14 protein-coding genes and 1 riboswitch are annotated in these 16,944 nt (G+C 62.0%); of the genes, 4 read left to right on the top strand and 10 right to left on the bottom strand.

The window, feature by feature from the left end; translation table 11 throughout:
* Both HGSM_RS14580 and HGSM_RS04345 read right to left on the bottom strand, forming a co-directional pair.
* Positions 1-631 (bottom strand): hypothetical protein (locus HGSM_RS14580; RefSeq protein ID WP_040594308.1); only part of this gene is annotated, 631 nt, incomplete at its 3' end.
* Positions 632-1,016: 385 nt separating this feature from the next.
* The gene (locus tag HGSM_RS04345) at positions 1,017-1,766 is read right to left on the bottom strand and encodes an SDR family NAD(P)-dependent oxidoreductase (RefSeq protein WP_019147522.1); all 750 of its coding nucleotides are present in this window, start codon (positions 1,764-1,766) and stop codon (positions 1,017-1,019) included.
* Between the two features lie 75 nt (positions 1,767-1,841).
* Here HGSM_RS04345 and HGSM_RS04340 point away from each other — a divergent pair, with 75 nt between their 5' ends.
* Both HGSM_RS04340 and HGSM_RS14790 read left to right on the top strand, forming a co-directional pair.
* Positions 1,842-2,630, top strand: coding sequence for an exodeoxyribonuclease III (locus tag HGSM_RS04340; protein ID WP_019147521.1), 789 nt, complete (start codon positions 1,842-1,844; stop codon positions 2,628-2,630).
* A gap of 304 nt (positions 2,631-2,934) precedes the next feature.
* A riboswitch (cyclic di-AMP (ydaO/yuaA leader) is annotated at positions 2,935-3,111 on the top strand.
* 1 nt (position 3,112) lies between these two features.
* Complete coding sequence (locus HGSM_RS14790; RefSeq protein WP_019147520.1) at positions 3,113-4,108, top strand: C40 family peptidase; 996 nt, start codon at positions 3,113-3,115, stop codon at positions 4,106-4,108.
* A 102-nt stretch (positions 4,109-4,210) separates the two neighbouring features.
* Here the strand turns inward: HGSM_RS14790 and HGSM_RS04330 are convergent, their stop codons facing one another.
* Together HGSM_RS04330 and clpB are read right to left on the bottom strand one after the other, a co-directional pair.
* Complete coding sequence (locus tag HGSM_RS04330; protein ID WP_019147519.1) at positions 4,211-4,831, bottom strand: TetR/AcrR family transcriptional regulator; 621 nt, start codon at positions 4,829-4,831, stop codon at positions 4,211-4,213.
* Positions 4,832-4,987: 156 nt separating this feature from the next.
* Positions 4,988-7,594 carry an ATP-dependent chaperone ClpB gene (gene clpB / locus HGSM_RS04325; RefSeq protein ID WP_019147518.1) on the bottom strand — a complete coding sequence of 869 codons (2,607 nt, stop codon included), beginning with the start codon at positions 7,592-7,594 and terminating at the stop codon, positions 4,988-4,990.
* Between the two features lie 179 nt (positions 7,595-7,773).
* On the opposite strand from clpB, the gene HGSM_RS14785 reads away from it, so the two are divergent.
* On the top strand, positions 7,774-8,922 hold the full coding sequence (locus HGSM_RS14785) for an LppM family (lipo)protein (protein WP_051009573.1): 1,149 nt from the start codon (positions 7,774-7,776) through the stop codon (positions 8,920-8,922).
* A 2-nt stretch (positions 8,923-8,924) separates the two neighbouring features.
* Positions 8,925-9,902, top strand: coding sequence for an alpha/beta hydrolase (locus HGSM_RS04315; protein WP_019147517.1), 978 nt, complete (start codon positions 8,925-8,927; stop codon positions 9,900-9,902).
* A gap of 41 nt (positions 9,903-9,943) precedes the next feature.
* On the opposite strand, the gene mnhG is transcribed toward HGSM_RS04315, so the two are convergent.
* The 6 genes from mnhG to HGSM_RS04285 all read right to left on the bottom strand — a co-directional run bounded on the left by mnhG (position 9,944) and on the right by HGSM_RS04285 (position 16,873).
* Positions 9,944-10,459, bottom strand: a complete 516-nt coding sequence (gene mnhG, locus HGSM_RS14985; RefSeq protein WP_019147516.1) for a monovalent cation/H(+) antiporter subunit G — start codon at positions 10,457-10,459, stop codon at positions 9,944-9,946.
* Entirely contained in the window at positions 10,456-10,809 is a 354-nt protein-coding gene (locus HGSM_RS04305) for a monovalent cation/H+ antiporter complex subunit F (RefSeq protein WP_019147515.1), read from the bottom strand. Before HGSM_RS04305 ends, mnhG begins: the two co-directional genes overlap by 4 nt.
* Entirely contained in the window at positions 10,806-11,456 is a 651-nt protein-coding gene (locus tag HGSM_RS04300; RefSeq protein WP_230197480.1) for a Na+/H+ antiporter subunit E, read from the bottom strand. Before HGSM_RS04300 ends, HGSM_RS04305 begins: the two co-directional genes overlap by 4 nt.
* 11 nt (positions 11,457-11,467) lie before the next feature.
* A complete protein-coding gene (locus HGSM_RS04295) occupies positions 11,468-13,057 on the bottom strand; it encodes a Na+/H+ antiporter subunit D (protein ID WP_019147513.1) in 1,590 nt (529 codons plus the stop codon).
* Positions 13,050-13,760 carry a Na(+)/H(+) antiporter subunit C gene (locus HGSM_RS14040; RefSeq protein WP_230197494.1) on the bottom strand — a complete coding sequence of 237 codons (711 nt, stop codon included), beginning with the start codon at positions 13,758-13,760 and terminating at the stop codon, positions 13,050-13,052. The genes HGSM_RS04295 and HGSM_RS14040 overlap by 8 nt, the downstream gene beginning before the upstream one ends.
* 68 nt (positions 13,761-13,828) lie before the next feature.
* Positions 13,829-16,873, bottom strand: coding sequence for a Na+/H+ antiporter subunit A (locus HGSM_RS04285; RefSeq protein WP_019147511.1), 3,045 nt, complete (start codon positions 16,871-16,873; stop codon positions 13,829-13,831).
* Positions 16,874-16,944 lie beyond the last annotated feature (71 nt).

The raw sequence follows: 16,944 nt of genomic DNA, 5'->3' as shown, positions 1-16,944 counted from the left end.
CCGGGTTTGCTGGCTCGGTCGGTTCCGTTGGCTCCGTTGGCTCGGTCGGTTCCGTTGGCTCCGTTGGCTCGGTCGGTTCCGTTGGCTCCGTTGGCTCGGTCGGTTCCGTTGGCTCCGTTGGCTCGGTCGGCTCAACAGGCTTCGGGCTCGGGAACACGCTTTCGAGTTGGTCGGCGGACAGAGTCACCGTGACCTGGGAGATCGCGGTCGCGGCGTTGTAGAGGCCGTGCGCCCGCCAGGTAACCACCTTGTACGTGGAAACACCCTTGGCCAGTTGGGATGCAGCAACGGAAAGCTCCGTGCTGAACGCGCCGTTGGCGATTTGTGCGTCGCGCACAAAGGCGACCCCTCCGGCGCTCTGATCGAGCGCTGCAGGGTCGGTGTCGACTGGCATGAATGCCGCATAGACGCCAGCATTCATGCCAATGGACGAGGAAGGGAGGTCCGTGTAGTTAGCGCCGGAGACCTGGACCTTGATGCCTTGGTCGCTGGCAGAGGTAACGGTTGCGGTGGTCGTCGGCGCATCGCTGGCGGCAGCCGGCGCTGCGACAGCACCGATGGCTGAGGCTGCAAGCACGGCAGCAGCTGTGAGTGCTGCTAACGAACGGCGGGCTCGTTCGAAAGTGAACATCTGTTCTCCAGATTGTGGCGCTCGTGGCGCTCCTGCGCGATGCTCTCGTAGCCTCGCGTCCACAGAGCACGTTATAAGGGTTACCTTATCTAGGCAAACCTACGTGGCCAACAAAGAGACGACGTTTAGCGCCCTGAAAACCTCTAGATTTCAACGTTTTTGAGATTTATCTGACAGGCCCACATATTACGCAACGCAATCGTTACCTAATTGTGTCCTTTCGATTTTCGCCGGTTTTTCTGACAGGTGGGGGCTTTGCGTCCTTATTTTCACCGACCCTCTAGGGCACGTCCGACTACAAAACAGAAGGGTCCAATGTCCCAACATCTCGGCGTCGAAGTTCGAACGAGCCGCGGCCCCCGCAAGATCCCGCGGAAACGGCCACCTAGCGGTGCTGGATCCCACGAATCACACGCCGGGGCAAGATGCGCAGCACTGCACTCACAACTTTGTAGCGGAATGAAGGCGTGGATATGACACGCCCCTTGTTGACGTCTTCAAGCGCAGCACGCACCACGTACCGCACATCCAGCCACGCTATCTCCGGAATGCGTGTTTCATCAATGTTTGCCCGTTTGTGGAACTCGGTGTGCACAAACCCCGGACATAGCGCGGTCGCGGTAACTCCCTTACCGTCCAACTCAGCCGCGAGACCTTCCGTAAACGTCCGCACCCACGCCTTGTGCGCAGAGTATGTCCCTGCGGTAGTCAATGACGCCACAGACGAGACGTTGAGGATTGCGCCCCTTCCTCGCACGAGCATCGCCCGCGCTCCGGCATGTGACAGTTCCATGACAGCTCCGACCATGACTGCCTCGAGACTGCGCTGATCCCGAATCTCCGTGCGCAGGAAACGCCCGTGCACCGTGTATCCCGCGTTGTTGACGAGCAGTCCAACAGGGTCATCCACGGACGTGAGCCGCTCACATACGCGAGCAAGATCGTCGGAAAGCGAAAGATCAGCGGGCAGTACCTCAGCCCGCACGCGATACGTCAACTCCAACTCATCCGCGAGCGCCTCCAGGCGCTCGCGATCCCGCGCAACAAGCACGACATCGTGGCCGCGCCACGCAATCTGGCGTGCAAACTCCCTTCCCAGACCCGACGACGCTCCCGTGATCAATGCAGTTCCCATGGCTCCACCCTAGGACGGCTAACCGCCGGTGGCGCGAGAACCGCCTTCGACACCCTTGTTAGGTAGGCTTGAACCATGCGCCTAGCCACCTGGAACATCAACTCAATCCGTGCCCGACTCGACCGCGCTCTCGCCTTCCTAGAACGCGAGAACATCGACGTCCTGGCCTTGCAGGAGACCAAATGCAAGGACACCCAGTTCCCCTTTGAAGCATTCCAGGAGGCCGGCTACGAGGTCGCGCACTTCGGTCTGAGCCAGTGGAACGGCGTCGCCATCATTTCCCGTGTGGGACTTGAGAACATCGAGATCGGCTTCCCCGATCAGCCGCAGTATGGCGAGGAGCCTGTCACTGAGGCACGTGCAATCGGTGCGACCTGCGGTGGCGTACGCGTATGGTCGCTGTACATCCCAAACGGCCGCGAGATCGACCACCCCCACTACGCCTACAAACTGGACTGGCTGGGCACGCTCAAGAACAACGCCGCAGCATGGGTTGCCGCCGACCCGAGCGCCAAGATTGCGCTCGTGGGCGACTGGAACGTCGCACCGCTGGACACCGACGTGTGGGACCGCGAGTTCTTTGAGGGAAAGACCCACGTGACCCCGCCAGAGCGCGCGGCGTTTGCCGCGTTTGAGGACGCGCAGTTCACCGAGGTCTCCCGCAAGTTCCTCCCCGAGGAAGGCAAGTACACGTACTGGGACTACCAGCAGTTGCGCTTCCCTAAGAACGAGGGCATGCGCATCGACTTCGCCTACTGCTCCCCCGCACTGACGGAGGCCGTCAGCGCCGTGGCGATCGACAGGAACGAGCGCAAGGGCAAAGGCGCCTCCGACCACGTCCCGGTGATCCTCGACATCGCCTGAGCCCGAGGTTCTCTCACGGTTTTGGACAGTGCCCGGGGTCGCTTTGGCGGCTCCGGGCACTGTCGCGTACGCACCCAGATACACCACCTTTGACCTAACGGCCGGGCGCCACGCCGGGTGAAACGAGACACAGTTAGAACTCCCCATACCGCTCTGACAAGCAGTTACATGTATCGTCAAGTTCGGCGTCCGTTATCAAGTCGTGACACAACGAGTGAAACCGTTTACCTTGGATACGTCTCAACTTTCCTTAATTCATGTAAGCGTTGAGATGCCAAGGTGAACGCCGAGCGCTACCGGCACTTTGGGTCCTGGACTTAACCGGTAGCGGTGGGGGAACCACTTTTCCGGCCGTCTTGTACGGCCTTGGGGTGAAGCCAGAGGCATCGCAGTCGCACCACGTGTGGCCAAGGTGCATCAGGCCGGGGCATACCTCGCTCCGAATCCGACAGCTTACTTCGCAGGCGTACTGAGGTATCACATTGACAAGCATCAGCATTGTCGCGCCTGACGACGCCCAAAATACTGAGAACGTAGCTTTTGAAAGCACTTCCGGCGGAGCAAAGCGCACATTCAAGAACTCCATTTCCCGCAAGTTCGGTGCGATCGCCATCGCAACCAGCGTGGCAGCAGCCGGTCTCGTAGCATTCCCTGCAGCGGCCCAGGCAAGCACCAACACCGAGAGCATTTCAACCCCAGTTCCAACGGAGACGCCAACCACCGAGGTCACCACCGACCCAACGGTTGACCCCAGCTCCCCTGCAGAAGGCTCCACCGGATCCACCACGCCTCCTCCTGCCGCTGAGGCCGCCCCCGTGGCCCCAGCGCCAGTCAAGAAGGTCTACGCTTCCATGAGCCTCAAGACCTCCAAGAAGTCCTGGACCACCGGTTCGAGCACTGCCAAGATGACCGCGACCGTTAAGGTCAACGGGAAGGCAGCTGCTGGCAAGGTCCACTTCCACAGCGGTAGCAAGCACCTCAAGACCGTAACCCTGAAGAGCGGCAAGGCTTCCTACACACTGTCCAAGAAGCTCTCCACCAAGAAGCACAAGATCACCGCGATCTATTACCCCAACGGCGCTAGCGCTAAGGTTGCCAAGAAGACCACTTCCAAGCCTGTCTACGTGACGGTCAAGAAGCTCTCCGAGTCGCAGCGCATTGTTAAGGAAGCTAAGAAGCACGTTGGGACCCCTTACCGTTGGGGTGGCACCACTCCTAAGGGCTTCGACTGCTCTGGCTTCACCTCGTACGTGTACAAGAAGGCTGGAGTTGCTAAGCTCCCACGCTCGTCTTCCGCACAGCGCAACGTTGGAACCAAGGTTTCACGTTCCAAGGCCAAGGCTGGGGACCTCATCTGGAGCCCAGGTCACGTGGCTATCTACTTGGGCAACGGCAAGATGATCGACGCCCCACGCCCAGGCAAGACTATTCAGGTTCGCCACATCTGGCAGGCAAACCCAACCTTCATTCGCCTCTGATTCGAGCTCGCTCGATACCCCGGCTGTGAAAAGCGCGTGGCCCCTCAACGTCTGTTGAGGGGCCACGCGCTTTGTGTATGTGGACCGGTTGGTGCGCTCGTGCTACGCGCGCAGCGGCTCAATGAACTTATCGACGATTCTGGCCATTCTTGGGAGGGTCTCATGCGCTTCCCTGCCCCCTAGGAGCCACTGCAACTGCATGCCGTCGAGTAGCGCCACAAATGCGCAGGCGGTGTCCGATGGATCGACGGACTTCTTGAACAGGCCTGCCACTTGCGCCTGACGGACTCCGTCTGCGTAGATTCCGCAGACCCACTCGTATCGCTGCACAAAGTAGGCGTGGGCCGGGTGCTCCGGGTTTGTTGCCTCAGCAGACAGTTTGGTGAACAAACCAATGGCGCCGGGGAGCGACATGTTGCGCTCGAGCAGCCGCGCGATCGCCTCGCCGGACACAAACTCCGTGAGTGTGAAGTTTTCCTCCAGCCATTTCTGGTCTGCGCGGTCGCGGTAATCGAGCACCGCCATGAGCAGGTCGTCCTTGTTGGCAAAGTGGTGCAAGAGCCCAGGGTGGGTCATCCCCACTTTCTCGGCAATTGCGCGCAGCGACGTTTCGTAGAAGCCGACCTCGCTGAACAGCGAGGTCGCTGCCACGATAATCTCATCGCGCGATGCGACTCCTCGTGCGTAGCGCCTTTTGGGCGCGCGCGCACCTGACTCACTCACTATGTGCCCCTTCTGGTTGTAGTCAATGCTAACAACTCGAAAGGTTTTCGTCGGATCTTAAGATGGTTCGGCCCCTCCCCGAAAACACTAAGAGGAGGGGCCGAACCATATTGTTGCCCCAGATAAGGGGCGCTATCTCTCTGACGTGTCAGACCACTAGGAAGCGGTTACGCGCAACCTTCCGTTGGGATCATCCGCGGGCGGCGTGTCGACCGTGATGGTCGACCCGTCGTGAGCCTCACCAGCGAGGATGAGGCGAGCCAGTTGATCACCAATCTCACGCTGGACGAGCCTGCGCAGCGGCCGAGCACCGTAGATCGGGTCAAACCCAATCTCTGCGAGGTACTCGCGGGCCGCCTGGCTGACGGTGACCTGCATGTTGCGGTCAGCCACACGTGCAGCGATCTCCTCAACCTGAAGGTCCACGATCCGTGCGAGCTGCTCGAGCGTCAGCGGCTCGAACATCACAACGTCATCGAGTCGGTTGAGGAACTCGGGCTTGAAGTGCGTGCGCACTGCCGCCATGACCGACTCGTTCTTGGCCTCGTCCGCGAGCATAGGGTCCACAAGGAACTGGGACCCCAGGTTCGAGGTCAGCACCAGAATGGTGTTGCGGAAGTCAACCGTGCGCCCCTGGCCATCGGTAAGGCGACCATCATCGAGGACCTGGAGCAGGATGTCGAAGACCTCCGGGTGGGCCTTCTCCACCTCGTCGAGCAGAACTACCGAGTATGGCCTGCGGCGGACCGCTTCAGTGAGTTGTCCACCCTCGTCGTAGCCCACGTACCCGGGAGGCGCGCCAACAAGCCTGGACACGGAGTGTTTCTCCGAGTACTCGGACATGTCGATGCGAACCATCGCACGTTCGTCGTCAAACAGGAACTCCGCGAGCGCCTTAGCGAGTTCGGTCTTACCCACGCCCGTTGGACCCAGGAACAGGAACGAACCGGTGGGCCGGTTGGGGTCACTGACGCCAGCGCGCGATCTACGCACAGCATCGGAGACCGCGGTCACGGCCACGGACTGCCCAATCAGACGCTTTCCGATGTACTCCTCCATCTCGAGGAGCTTCTCGGACTCGCCCTGCAGGAGCCTTCCCACGGGGACGCCAGTCCACGCGGACACGACCTCGGCGATCTCGTTCGCGTCGACCTTGTCCCCTACCAGCTTCTGCGTGGGTTCCTCGCTGACGACCTCCTGCTCGGCGTGCACGGCCTCTTCCAGCTCCTGCTGGATTGCCGGAATCTCGCCGTACAGGATCTTGGACGCCGTGGCGAGGTCACCGTCAAGTTGGGCGCGCTCCGCCTTGGAGTTCAGCTCGTCAAGCCGCTTGCGTAGCTCGCCGGCTTTGTTGAGGCCACCACGTTCCCGCTCCCACCGCGCGTTGAGCGCCGCGAGCTTCTCGTTTGCGTCCGCGAGCGCTGTGCGCACTTCCTCAAGCCGGGTCGGCGCACTCGTAGCGTCGGACGATTCGAGAGCGATCTCCTCCATCTTGAGGCGATCGATCGAGCGCACGAGCATATCGATCTCCACCGGAGAGGAATCCATCTCCATGCGGAGCCGGCTTGCAGCCTCGTCCACAAGGTCAATCGCCTTGTCCGGCATCCTTCGGCCCGTGATGTAGCGGTTCGATAGGGTTGCCGCCGCGATGAGTGCGCCGTCGGAGATTTCCACGCCGTGGTGCGCCTCGTACCGCGGTTTGAGCCCGCGCAGGATCGCCACCGTGTCTTCCACGGAGGGCTCGCCCACGAACACCTGCTGGAAGCGCCGCTCGAGAGCCGGGTCCTTTTCGATGTTTTCCCGGTACTCGTCCAGCGTGGTCGCTCCGATGAGGCGGAGTTCGCCACGCGCAAGCATTGGCTTGAGCATGTTGCCGGCATCCATGGCACCCTCGGAGCCGCCGCCCGCGCCGACGACCGTGTGGATCTCGTCGATAAATGTGACAATCTCGCCATTCGAGTTCTTGATTTCATCAAGAACGGACTTCAGGCGCTCCTCAAAGTCACCGCGGTACTTGGCTCCCGCCAACATGGCGGTGAGGTCAAGAGAGACCAACTTCTTATTCCGCAGAGACTCGGGAACGTCGTCCTTCACGATGCGCTGGGCGAGGCCTTCGACCACGGCGGTCTTGCCCACGCCCGGTTCACCAATCAGAACAGGATTGTTCTTGGTACGCCGAGAGAGCACCTGAATGACTCGGCGAATCTCCGTGTCGCGTCCGATGACCGGGTCGAGTTTGGATGAGCGTGCGGCCTCGGTGAGGTCCACGCCGTACTTCTCGAGTGCCTTGTAGCTGCCCTCGGGGTTTTGGGAGTTGGGGTCTTTGCCCGCGCGAATGTCTGGCAGTTTGTCCTTCAATACCTGGTAGGTTGCCCCGTTCTTGGTCAGGATGTCCTGCGCCGAGGAGGGCGAGTGCGAAAGGCCGAGCAGGAGGTGCTCGGTCGAGGTGTAGGCGTCCCCGCTGTCCTGTGCTTCCTGCCGAGCCTTTTGCAGGGCGAGGCCGAGCGACTGAGCCGCGGACGGATCGGATGTGGAAGTCCCGGAGACGGTGGGCAGCGCAGTCAGCGCGCGCCGCACGTCGCCACCAAGAGCCTGAATGTTGACTCCAGTAGACTTCAGCAGCTCGACTGCAAACCCATCCGTGTGCGAGATGAGCGCGTCAAGTAGGTGCAGCGCCTCCACCTGCGGGTTCTGTGCCGCGGTGGCACTCTGGATTGCATCGCTGAGTGCCTGCTGCGACATAGAAGTGAACTTTTGATCCATGGTTTCTCCTATCGTCGTGGATCTGGACTGGCTGTATTCAGCCGCTGTCTTGCACAACGTGTACAAAGTTGAGTCTATTCCACTCAACTTTGATCGGCAGGGTGAGAAGTGGGCCAGGTTCCGCGTTCTCACCCGCACTCGGGCGGACAACCGCGCCGCGCCACCCATACGGTGGAATCATGAAAAAGCCACTTGCAGTCGCACTGTTTGCCGCACTTGCGCTCCTCCTGTCGGGATGCATGCGGATGAACATGTCCATCAACCTGCTCGAGAACGACACCGCAGAAGGCTCGATGATCATGGCGATCTCCGATGACCTGGCCAAGCAAATGGGTGTCACCCCCGAGGACCTCCTCGAGGGGATGCAGGAGGGCTCGCAGCCGCCAGCGGGATCCACGGTAAAGGACTACAAGCAGGACGGGTTCACCGGTAAGGAGTACACATTCGCGGCCGTCCCCATCAGTGAAATGGGTGAGTCCCAGGAACTGGAGATCACGCGGGACGGTGACGACTACGTGGTTACCGGCGTCCTCGACATGGGTGACTCCGGCGCATCCGAGGAGGACCTCAACGACCCGATGGTCAAGGCCATGATGGAGTCACTCGACGTATCCATCAAGGTGGCGTTCCCTGGCAAGATCGCGGAAACGAACGGTGAGGTGGACGGAAACACCGTCACCTGGAAGATGGTCCCCGGTGAGAAGCTCGAGCTCAACGCACGAGGGTCCGCAATCGCCGGCGGCGCCTCCGGCGGTGGGGCCACTGATGACTCCACCGAATCCGATACCGATGACGCGGCGACCAGCGGCACCGGCAGCTCCGGCGACACCGACAAGGACAACTCCGCTGACTCCGGCACGCAAGCTGACGGAGACGAGGACGGCGTCTCCCCGCTCCTGCTCGGCTCGATCATCGGTGCCGCCCTGATCCTTGCGGGTGTCATCACGGCGATCGTGATCAACTCCAACAAAAAGAAGCAGGCCGTGGGCGCCGCCTACCCGGGCATGAACACCGGCGTGAACCAAGCCGGATACACCCAGGGTTACCAAGCCCCGGGATACCAACAGGGCCAGCAGCCCGGCTACCAGCAGCCCGGCTACCAGCAAGGCCCACCGCAACAAACCGGACAACAGGGGTACACTCAGCAACAGAACACGACCCAACCCCTGCCGGGGTACCAACAACCGGGCTATCAGCAACCAGGCCAGGCAACGCCGCCTCCTCCTAGCCCCTACCAAGCACCCAGCGGGGAACCGCAGCCGAACGGGCCGCAGCCCCCGCACAACCCGCAGGACCCATTCGATCCTCAGAATCCGGAGAATCAGTAACCATGAGCAACGCCGCCCGTTGGACCCCAGACATTCTCGGTTCGCAATGGGCGGCCCACTCGATTGACCTCGGCACGGACGACGAAGGCCCGGTAACTGCGACGCTCGTACGCCGCAGCGCCGGGCCTCGCCATTCTCGGGCGGTTCTCTACATCCACGGGTTTGTGGATTACTTCTTCCAGGAGCACGAGGCCGAGTTCTTTGAGCGGGAAGGCTACGACTTTTACGCCCTTGACCTGCGCAAGTACGGCAGAAGCCTGCGTGAAGGCCAGACTGCCAACTTCGTCGATAATCTTTCCGCCTACCGCGCCGAGCTGGATGCGTCCGCGCGGATGATTCGGGCCGAGGGGCACGAGGAACTCGTGGTCCTCGGGCATTCCACGGGCGGGCTGATCGCGGCGCTGTGGACGAACGCGCGTACCCAGAATCTGCCGGACGGCTTCCCGCGCATCAGCGCGGTGATCCTCAATTCGCCGTGGTTTGATCTGAACAAACCGTGGTTCCTTCGCACTATTGGGACGCGGGCCGTGGCGCGCATCGCGCGCGTGCGGCCCAAGGCCAAGGTGGGCTCGCTGAATCCGTACTACGGGCGCGCGCTGCACAAGGACTCGGGCGGCGAGTGGGACTACGATCTGCGGCTCAAGCCGCACGAGGGCTTCCCCGTGCGCGCGGCGTGGTTCACTGCGGTGCGCCGCGGCCACCGGACGCTGGCGCACGGGCTCGACATCGCGTGCCCGGTTTTGGTGCTGGCATCCAACCGTTCGGGCGACGCCGAGCATGACCACCCCGAGGTCATCACCACGGACTCGGTCCTGAACGTCGCGCACATCATGAAGGGGTCTGCTCACCTAGGCTCGGACGTCACGTTCGTGCCCATCACGGGTGGCGCGCACGACCTCGCGCTGTCGCGTCAGCCGGCCCGTGTGGCATATTTTGACGCCATTAAGCTGTGGCTTGAGACCCTCAACGAGACGGCTTGACCTGCACTTTCAGTGCAGCACGGCCCTAACTGGCCACTGATTTACGACGATTCACCGGACTTTCGCCGAAACCTCGAGCCGTGTGAATCTCGGTTTTGTGCGGCTTCCTCCGCTGCGGCCTTCCGCATCTGCGCGATTTTGGCCTCGAGCTGAGCTTCGAGTTCCTTCTCCACCGCGGGGTTGCGCTCGAGAGCACGACGGCGGAGCGCCTCAGCCTCTGCTTGGTCCTCGGAAAGCTCATTGCGGACGAGGAACTCGTCCCGCATCTGGCCCGTGCGCACGCCCGCGCGTCCAACCATGTGGGCGGCCACTGGGGCGGTGAGTAGCTGGAAGCAAACCACCAAGAACAGCATTCCCATGACACCCCACGAACGCACACGCAGGGCCTCCGCGGCGAGCATGAGGATCAAGCCGAGCACTTGAGGTTTTGCGGCCGCGTGCATTCGGGCTAGCAGGTCGGGGAACCTGAGCACACCAACACCAGCAGCGAAAGTCAAAAAAGCACCCAGCAGGAGGCAGATCGCGGCGAGGAAGTCAGCAACGTTTTCCCAAGTCATAGTGCCCCTCCCTGTTCCCGCTTTTCTTCAGCTCGTCGCCGCACTTCCTCGTCGTGTGCGATTTCCTTGGGGGTGCGCACGCGGCGGGCCTCATCAGGTTCCTTAGCTGCAAATCGGGCTACTGACACGGATCCGACAAACCCCACGAGTGACAGCACCACCAAGATGGGAAGTGTGTCGGTGCGCCGAGAGTACGCGGCTTCCAGCGCGATCGCGCCGATGAGCACCGTGGCGAACACGTCGAGGGCGATCGTGCGGTTGAGCATTGAAGGCCCGCGTTCCACGCGGATGAGTGCCAGTATTCCCGCGACCACGAGCAATATTCCGCACACGATTGTCACGATAGTCATTGTGTTTCCTGTCCGCCGGTGGGGTTCTGGGCGTCCGCGGTACTTGTTCTTGTTTCTACTCTGAGCTCTGTTGTGGACTGCAGTTTCGTGGCCGCACGCCTGTCCGGTACGGGGTCACCCCTGTGGAGGGGGATGCCTGCGCGATCAAGCTCATCACGGGAAGCGAGAGCCCTCATGACACGTGCTTCGAGGTTCCACACGTCTTGGCGGACTTTGTCTTCCCCGCCGTACTGCTCGAGGTCAAGAATGTGCAGGTACAGGGTCCCCGATACTTGGTCTGCCTCAATCACAATGGATCCGGGAACCAGACAACTGAGCTCCGCGGTGATGGTCAGGTACAGGTCTGACTCAGAGCGCAACTTCACGCCAATAATCGCCCCACGCGGAACCGTGCCGAACTTGAAGGCTTGGAGGGCAACTTGGAACGAGGCAGAAATCAGGTCTGCCAAGAACCGCGAGAGGAGGGCAATCAAGTACCGAATCCGCACATGCCCCTTGAACTCAATGCGTGGCAGCGGCATGAGTTGGCTGACCACAAGCCCAATGATGAGGCCGCCCGCAATGTTGCCCCAGGTGAGGTCATCCCACAGAAGCACCCATACGACGGCGAGCCAGAGAATCGTTGAGACCTCAACGGGCCTGAACACCTTGCGCGCCATTAGTTCACCGCCCCAGTGTCGTTGTCATCCAGTACGCTGCTCTCGTCTACCGGGTCGGGTCCGTCAAGGGGTGTGGATTCTCCCGTTCCTCGGCCCGCGTCCCCTAAGACCGCATCGATGTAGTTCGAGTTGTCTATGAGTGTCGTTGCGGCCCTGCTGGTGTAGTTGTAGAGCGGACCCGCGACCACCGTGATCATGAGCGTCAGCACGACCATAACCCCGGCAGGTACGATCATCCCCCGCGGCAGATCGTTATCCGGAAGAGGCTCCGGTGACGGCTGCCAGAACGCCTTGTTCCACGCCTTGACAATCGCGTACAGAGTGAGCAGTGAAGCCACGACCGAGCCAATGACCAGCGTGTAGGCGAGCCAGGTACCCTCAGCAACACCCGCTTCCAGCAGCCCCACCTTTCCAAGGAATCCGGAGAACGGTGGAATGCCCGCGAGGTTCATTGCCGGGATAAAGAAGAGGATGGCGAGGAATGGGGCTGTCTTGGCTAGGCCTCCCAGCTTGGACAGCGAGGTTGTTCCGCCGCGCCGCTCGATGAGCCCCACAATCAGGAACAGAGTGGTTTGCACGGTGATGTGGTGGGCAACGTAGAAGATTGTTGCACCCAGACCGATTTGGGATCCCACCGCGATGCCAAAGATCATGTAGCCGATGTGGCTGACCAGCGTGAATGACATCAGACGCTTGATGTCGTTCTGCGCCACTGCACCCATGATTCCCACGAGCATGGTTGCGAGCGCAAGCCACATAAGCACGTCGTTGAGGCGGCCGTCAGGGAAGAGCAGTGTCTGAGTGCGGATGATCGCGTAGACACCAACCTTAGTGAGCAGTCCCGCGAACACTGCTGTGACCGGGGCTGGCGCCGTGGGGTAGGAGTCTGGGAGCCAGCTTGAGAGCGGGAAGATCGCAGCCTTGATCCCGAACGCGAGGAGCAGCAGCGACTGCAGCACGATCGACACGTTGGGATCGATTTCGGAGAGCCTCTGACCCAGCTGGGCAAGGTTGACCGTGCCCGTGGCCGCATACGTCATGGCGAGCGCGATCAGGAAGATCAGCGAGGACAGCAGTGCGACTACCACGTAAATCGCACCCGCGCGGATGCGTTCAAACGTGCCACCCAGAGTCAGGAGCACGTAGGACGCGGCGAGTAGGATCTCGAACCCAACGTACAGGTTGAACAGATCTCCCGCGAGGAACGCATTGGAGACGCCCGCAGCCAGCACGAGGTAAGTGGGGTGGTAGATCGACACTGGCGACTTCGACGAGTCTGCGATCCCCTGCCCCAACGAGTACACAAGAACGCACAGCAGAACCGTAGAGGACACCGTGAGCATGAGGGCGGAGAGCCTGTCCCCCACGAGGTTGATACCCACGGGAGCCGCCCATTCGCCAACGTTCACCACGATGGGCCCTTGGTCGGCCGCCCACATCATGATGCCGGAGAAGGCCACCATGAGAACGAGCGCCAGGATTGTGATGACCTGTTGGATGCCGGGCTTCTTGTAGAACGCAAGGGTTAGGCCCGCCGCGCATAGCGGGATGACCACGGGCAGTGGCACGAGCCAAGTGAAGTCAGTCATCTCGGCCTCCCTTGTCCTGCTCGTCTTGCTCGGTCTGTGGCTTCTTTATTTCCGACGATTGACTTGGCTTGGCCCCGGCGGCCTCGTTGCCTGCGCGTGCGGCTCGCAGGTGGCGTTCACGCTCCTCGAAGTGTTCTGCGCTGCTTAAGTGTCGCGCCTTGGTTTCTTCGTCCTCGGCCTTGGCTGCCATCGCGCGGTAGTACTCGGCACTCTGGGCGGCTAGGAACTCAGAGTCGTGTTCGGTCAGGTCCGAGGTTTCATCTCGTACCTCGGCGGCGTCGTCGTCCGTGTTCACGGCGAGGGTGTCATCGGAGGTGTCGGAGCCGTCCACGGTTGGGGCGTTGCGTGCCGCAATCCGCGCGATTCTGCGGTCCTCGAGGTCGTCCTGGACCTCGTCGTGGCCGAGTAACTGCCAGGAGCGGTGGGCCATCGCCAGCACAAATGCCGTGAGGCCGAGCGTGATGACGATCGCGGTGAGCACCATGGCCTGGGGCAGCGGGTCGCTCATCTCGTTGTTTGGGGTCTCCCCCACGATCGGCGCTCCGCCTGCCCGGCCACCGGCGATAAGGAACATGAGGTTCACGCCGTTGCCGATCAGGATGAAGCCGAGCAGCACGCGCGTGAGGGAGCGTTCAAGCAGGAGGTAGACGCCCGCGGTGACGAAGGCACCCACGGCCAAAACCAGGACGAGCGACGGCGACATGTCGATCAGCGGGGCGTCCTCCGCCTTGGGGGCGGCGGCGAGCACCGACGTAGCAGCCAGGAGGGCGTTCATCGGTCCCCCCCGTTCACTCGTGGGAACTCTGGTGTCCCGGTGGCGGCGAGATCCGATTGCTTGTCGATCTCGGCGCCAAGCGATCGCAGGATGTCGAGGACCAGACCTATCACAACCAGGAACACCCCGATATCAAAGAAGAGCGTAGAGATGAGCTTGACGTCCCCGAAGACCGGCAGGTCGATGTGCCAGATCACGGACTGTAGAACCTCGCCACCGGCAAGGATGCCGATGAGGCCCACTCCGGCCGAGAGGAACAGGCCCAGGCCGAGCAGCACGCCCGGTTGGACCGGAAGCGCCTCGCCGAGCTCGAAGCGTCCGCCAGCCAGGTAGCGCACGATGAGCGCGATGCCCACCACGAGGCCAGCGGCAAACCCGCCGCCCGGCGCATTGTGGCCAGAGAACAGCAGGAACAACGCGAACACGATCATGGAGTGGAAGAGGAGTCGGGCGACGACCTCGAAGATCACGGACCTGCGCTGCGGCGCGAGGGTTGATCCGGCCCGCAGCCACTTGCGGAAGCGTTGGGTCGACTTGAACTGAGCGGCGCTTGCGTTGAGGCCTGTCTCGACCATGGACTTCTTGCGCAGTGCGTCGGCTCCCTGTGACAGGGTACTGTCCGCGGACCACACCGAGCCCACGCCCACCTGGCGTGGGTTCTTGTCTAGGCGCAGACTTTCGCCGCTTCGGCGGGAGAGGAAGATGAGTGATGCTACACCAGTGGCCGCCACGAGAAGCACCGAGATCTCGCCCATGGTGTCCCACGCACGGATGTCCACGAGAGCAACGTTGACGATGTTCTTTCCGCCGCCAAAGTTGTATGCCTCTTCCGGGAAGTCGATCGATGCGCGCTGGTGCATACGTGCCTGCGGAACGATGACGGCGAGTGCCATAGCGAAGATTCCCACTGCCAGCGCAAGCGCCAGCCTGCCCCATCGAGAGGCGTTGAGCGGACGGTCGGAGAAGTAGGCGGGGAGCCTACGCATGACGAGGACCATGATGACCAGGGTGATCGTTTCCACGAGCACCTGGGTGAGAGCGAGGTCCGGGGCGCCGTGGAGGAGGAAGATAGCCGCGACTGAGTATCCGGCAAACCCTGTGAGCAGAACCGCCTTGAGGCGGCGCCTAGACCGGGCCACGAGGATGACGGCCGGGATGATGACGGCCACGGCGAGTAGCTGCGCCGGCGAATCCCACAGCCGCACGCCCGACCATCCCGGAAGGCTGTTGCCAAACACGAGGAGGGCGCCCGGGCCGAGTAGCAGCGTCAACAGGATCGCGGAGAGGTAGTACGGCAGTGAACCACGCTGCGTGACCGCGGTGATGTCCGCGGCGAAGTCGTCGAGTAGACGCATGAAACGGCGGTAGCCCAGTTCCATGTCGAACAGGAACGGCACTGCACCCTGAAACAGTTCTAGTGGCTTGCGCATCCAGAACAGCAGGGCTCCGGTTCCCAGGACGATCACGGTGATCCAGAAACTGGGGCCGACTCCGGCCCAGAGCGTGAGGTGTCCGGGCTCCCCCGCCCCGTAGGTCAGGGCGTGGGGCGCTAGGTACTTCTCGCCGAACGCAGGCAACAGTCCTGCGATCAGGCCGAGGGACGCTAGTACGAAGCCGGGTATGGTGAGTCGGGCAGACTGGCGCTTGAACCCCGCAGGATCCACCAGCTTGGTGTCTGCCGGGGTTCCGTCCGCATGCAACTTGGGGATAGGAATAACTGGCGGGTTCTTCTTGTCCGCGAACGCGCCCCAGCAGAAACGGGCGCCGTATGCCACAGTCAGGATAGAGCCCACTGCCACGGACGCGAGTACGACTGGGGATACCCAGGACGCGAGTCCCGGAACGCCGTCGTGCAAGATCGACTCGAGGGCCGCCTCCTTGGCCACGTAGCCGGCAAAGGGCGGGAATCCGATCATGGACAGGGTCGCCAGGATTCCAGCGGCCGCCACAAGCGGCATGGACCTGCCCACTCCCGTGAGCCTACGCATGTCACGCGTTCCGGTAGCCGCGTCGACCACACCCGTGGTCAGGAACAGTGCGGCCTTGAACATTGCGTGCGAGCCGATCATGGCCAGGCCCGCGAGCGCAGCGCTCTGCGAGCCGAGGCCCACCATGAGCACGATCAGCCCGAGCTGCGACACAGTTCCGTAGGCGAGGATCAGCTTGAGGTCGTGCTGGCGCAGCGCGCGGTATCCGCCCAGGAGGAGAGTGCCGCAGCCCATGACGACGATGAGCGTGACCCATACGGTGAGGTGTGAGTATGCGGGCGCGAACCGTGCCACCAGGTACACGCCGGCCTTCACCATCGCGGCGGCGTGTAGGTAGGCACTCACTGGGGTCGGGGCCGCCATGGCGCCCGGAAGCCAGAAGTGGGTTGGGATCAGCGCGGCCTTAGAACCCGCACCGATCAGCAGGCAGACGGCAGCAGCGGTGACTGCGGTCCCGGACGGAGGGTTGGCCAGCAGGCCGGACAGGGAGAACCCGGTCTCGGCAGTTACGCCGAGAATAACGATGCCCACGAGCATGGCCAAGCCACCCGCGGTGGTGACGATGATCGCCTGCATCGCGGCTCGTCGAGAAGTTTTTCGGTCAAAGTAGTGGCCAATGAGCAAGTAGGAGAACACCGTGGTGAGCTCCCAGAACATGAACATCAGCATCATGTCGTCCGCCAAGACGAGACCGACCATCACTCCGGCGAACGCGGTCAGCACACCACTGAAGCGGCCTAGGCCCGACGCGGCCGGGGAGAAATAAGCGGAACAGTAGATCAGCACACCCGCACCAACACCACCCACGATGAGCAGCATGAGCCAGGACAGCGTGTCCATGCGGAAGGACAGATTGATGCCCAGTGCTGGTATCCAGGAGATTGTCTGCGTGGGGTAGTCTCCGGCGAGCACTCGTTCAGACCACGACAGTGCGTAAATCGCGGCAGAAGCTGGGGCAGCGGCCGCTACGAGAAACGCCTTGCGGCCGATCCAAGAAACGAGTGCAGGCACGAGAATGGCCATGAGCGCATGGGCAACGAGCAGTACAAGCACGTCCGCTCCGTCCTGTTGTGGGCGGCAAATTCGGGCATTCACCTGTGGGAACGGGAGAATCCTGCGTAAGG

Source organism: Timonella senegalensis JC301 (assembly GCF_000312125.1).
Lineage (GTDB): Bacteria > Actinomycetota > Actinomycetes > Actinomycetales > Cellulomonadaceae > Timonella > Timonella senegalensis.
The sequence above is the reverse complement of the archived record's forward strand: the minus strand, read 5'-3'. Positions and strand labels throughout refer to the sequence as shown.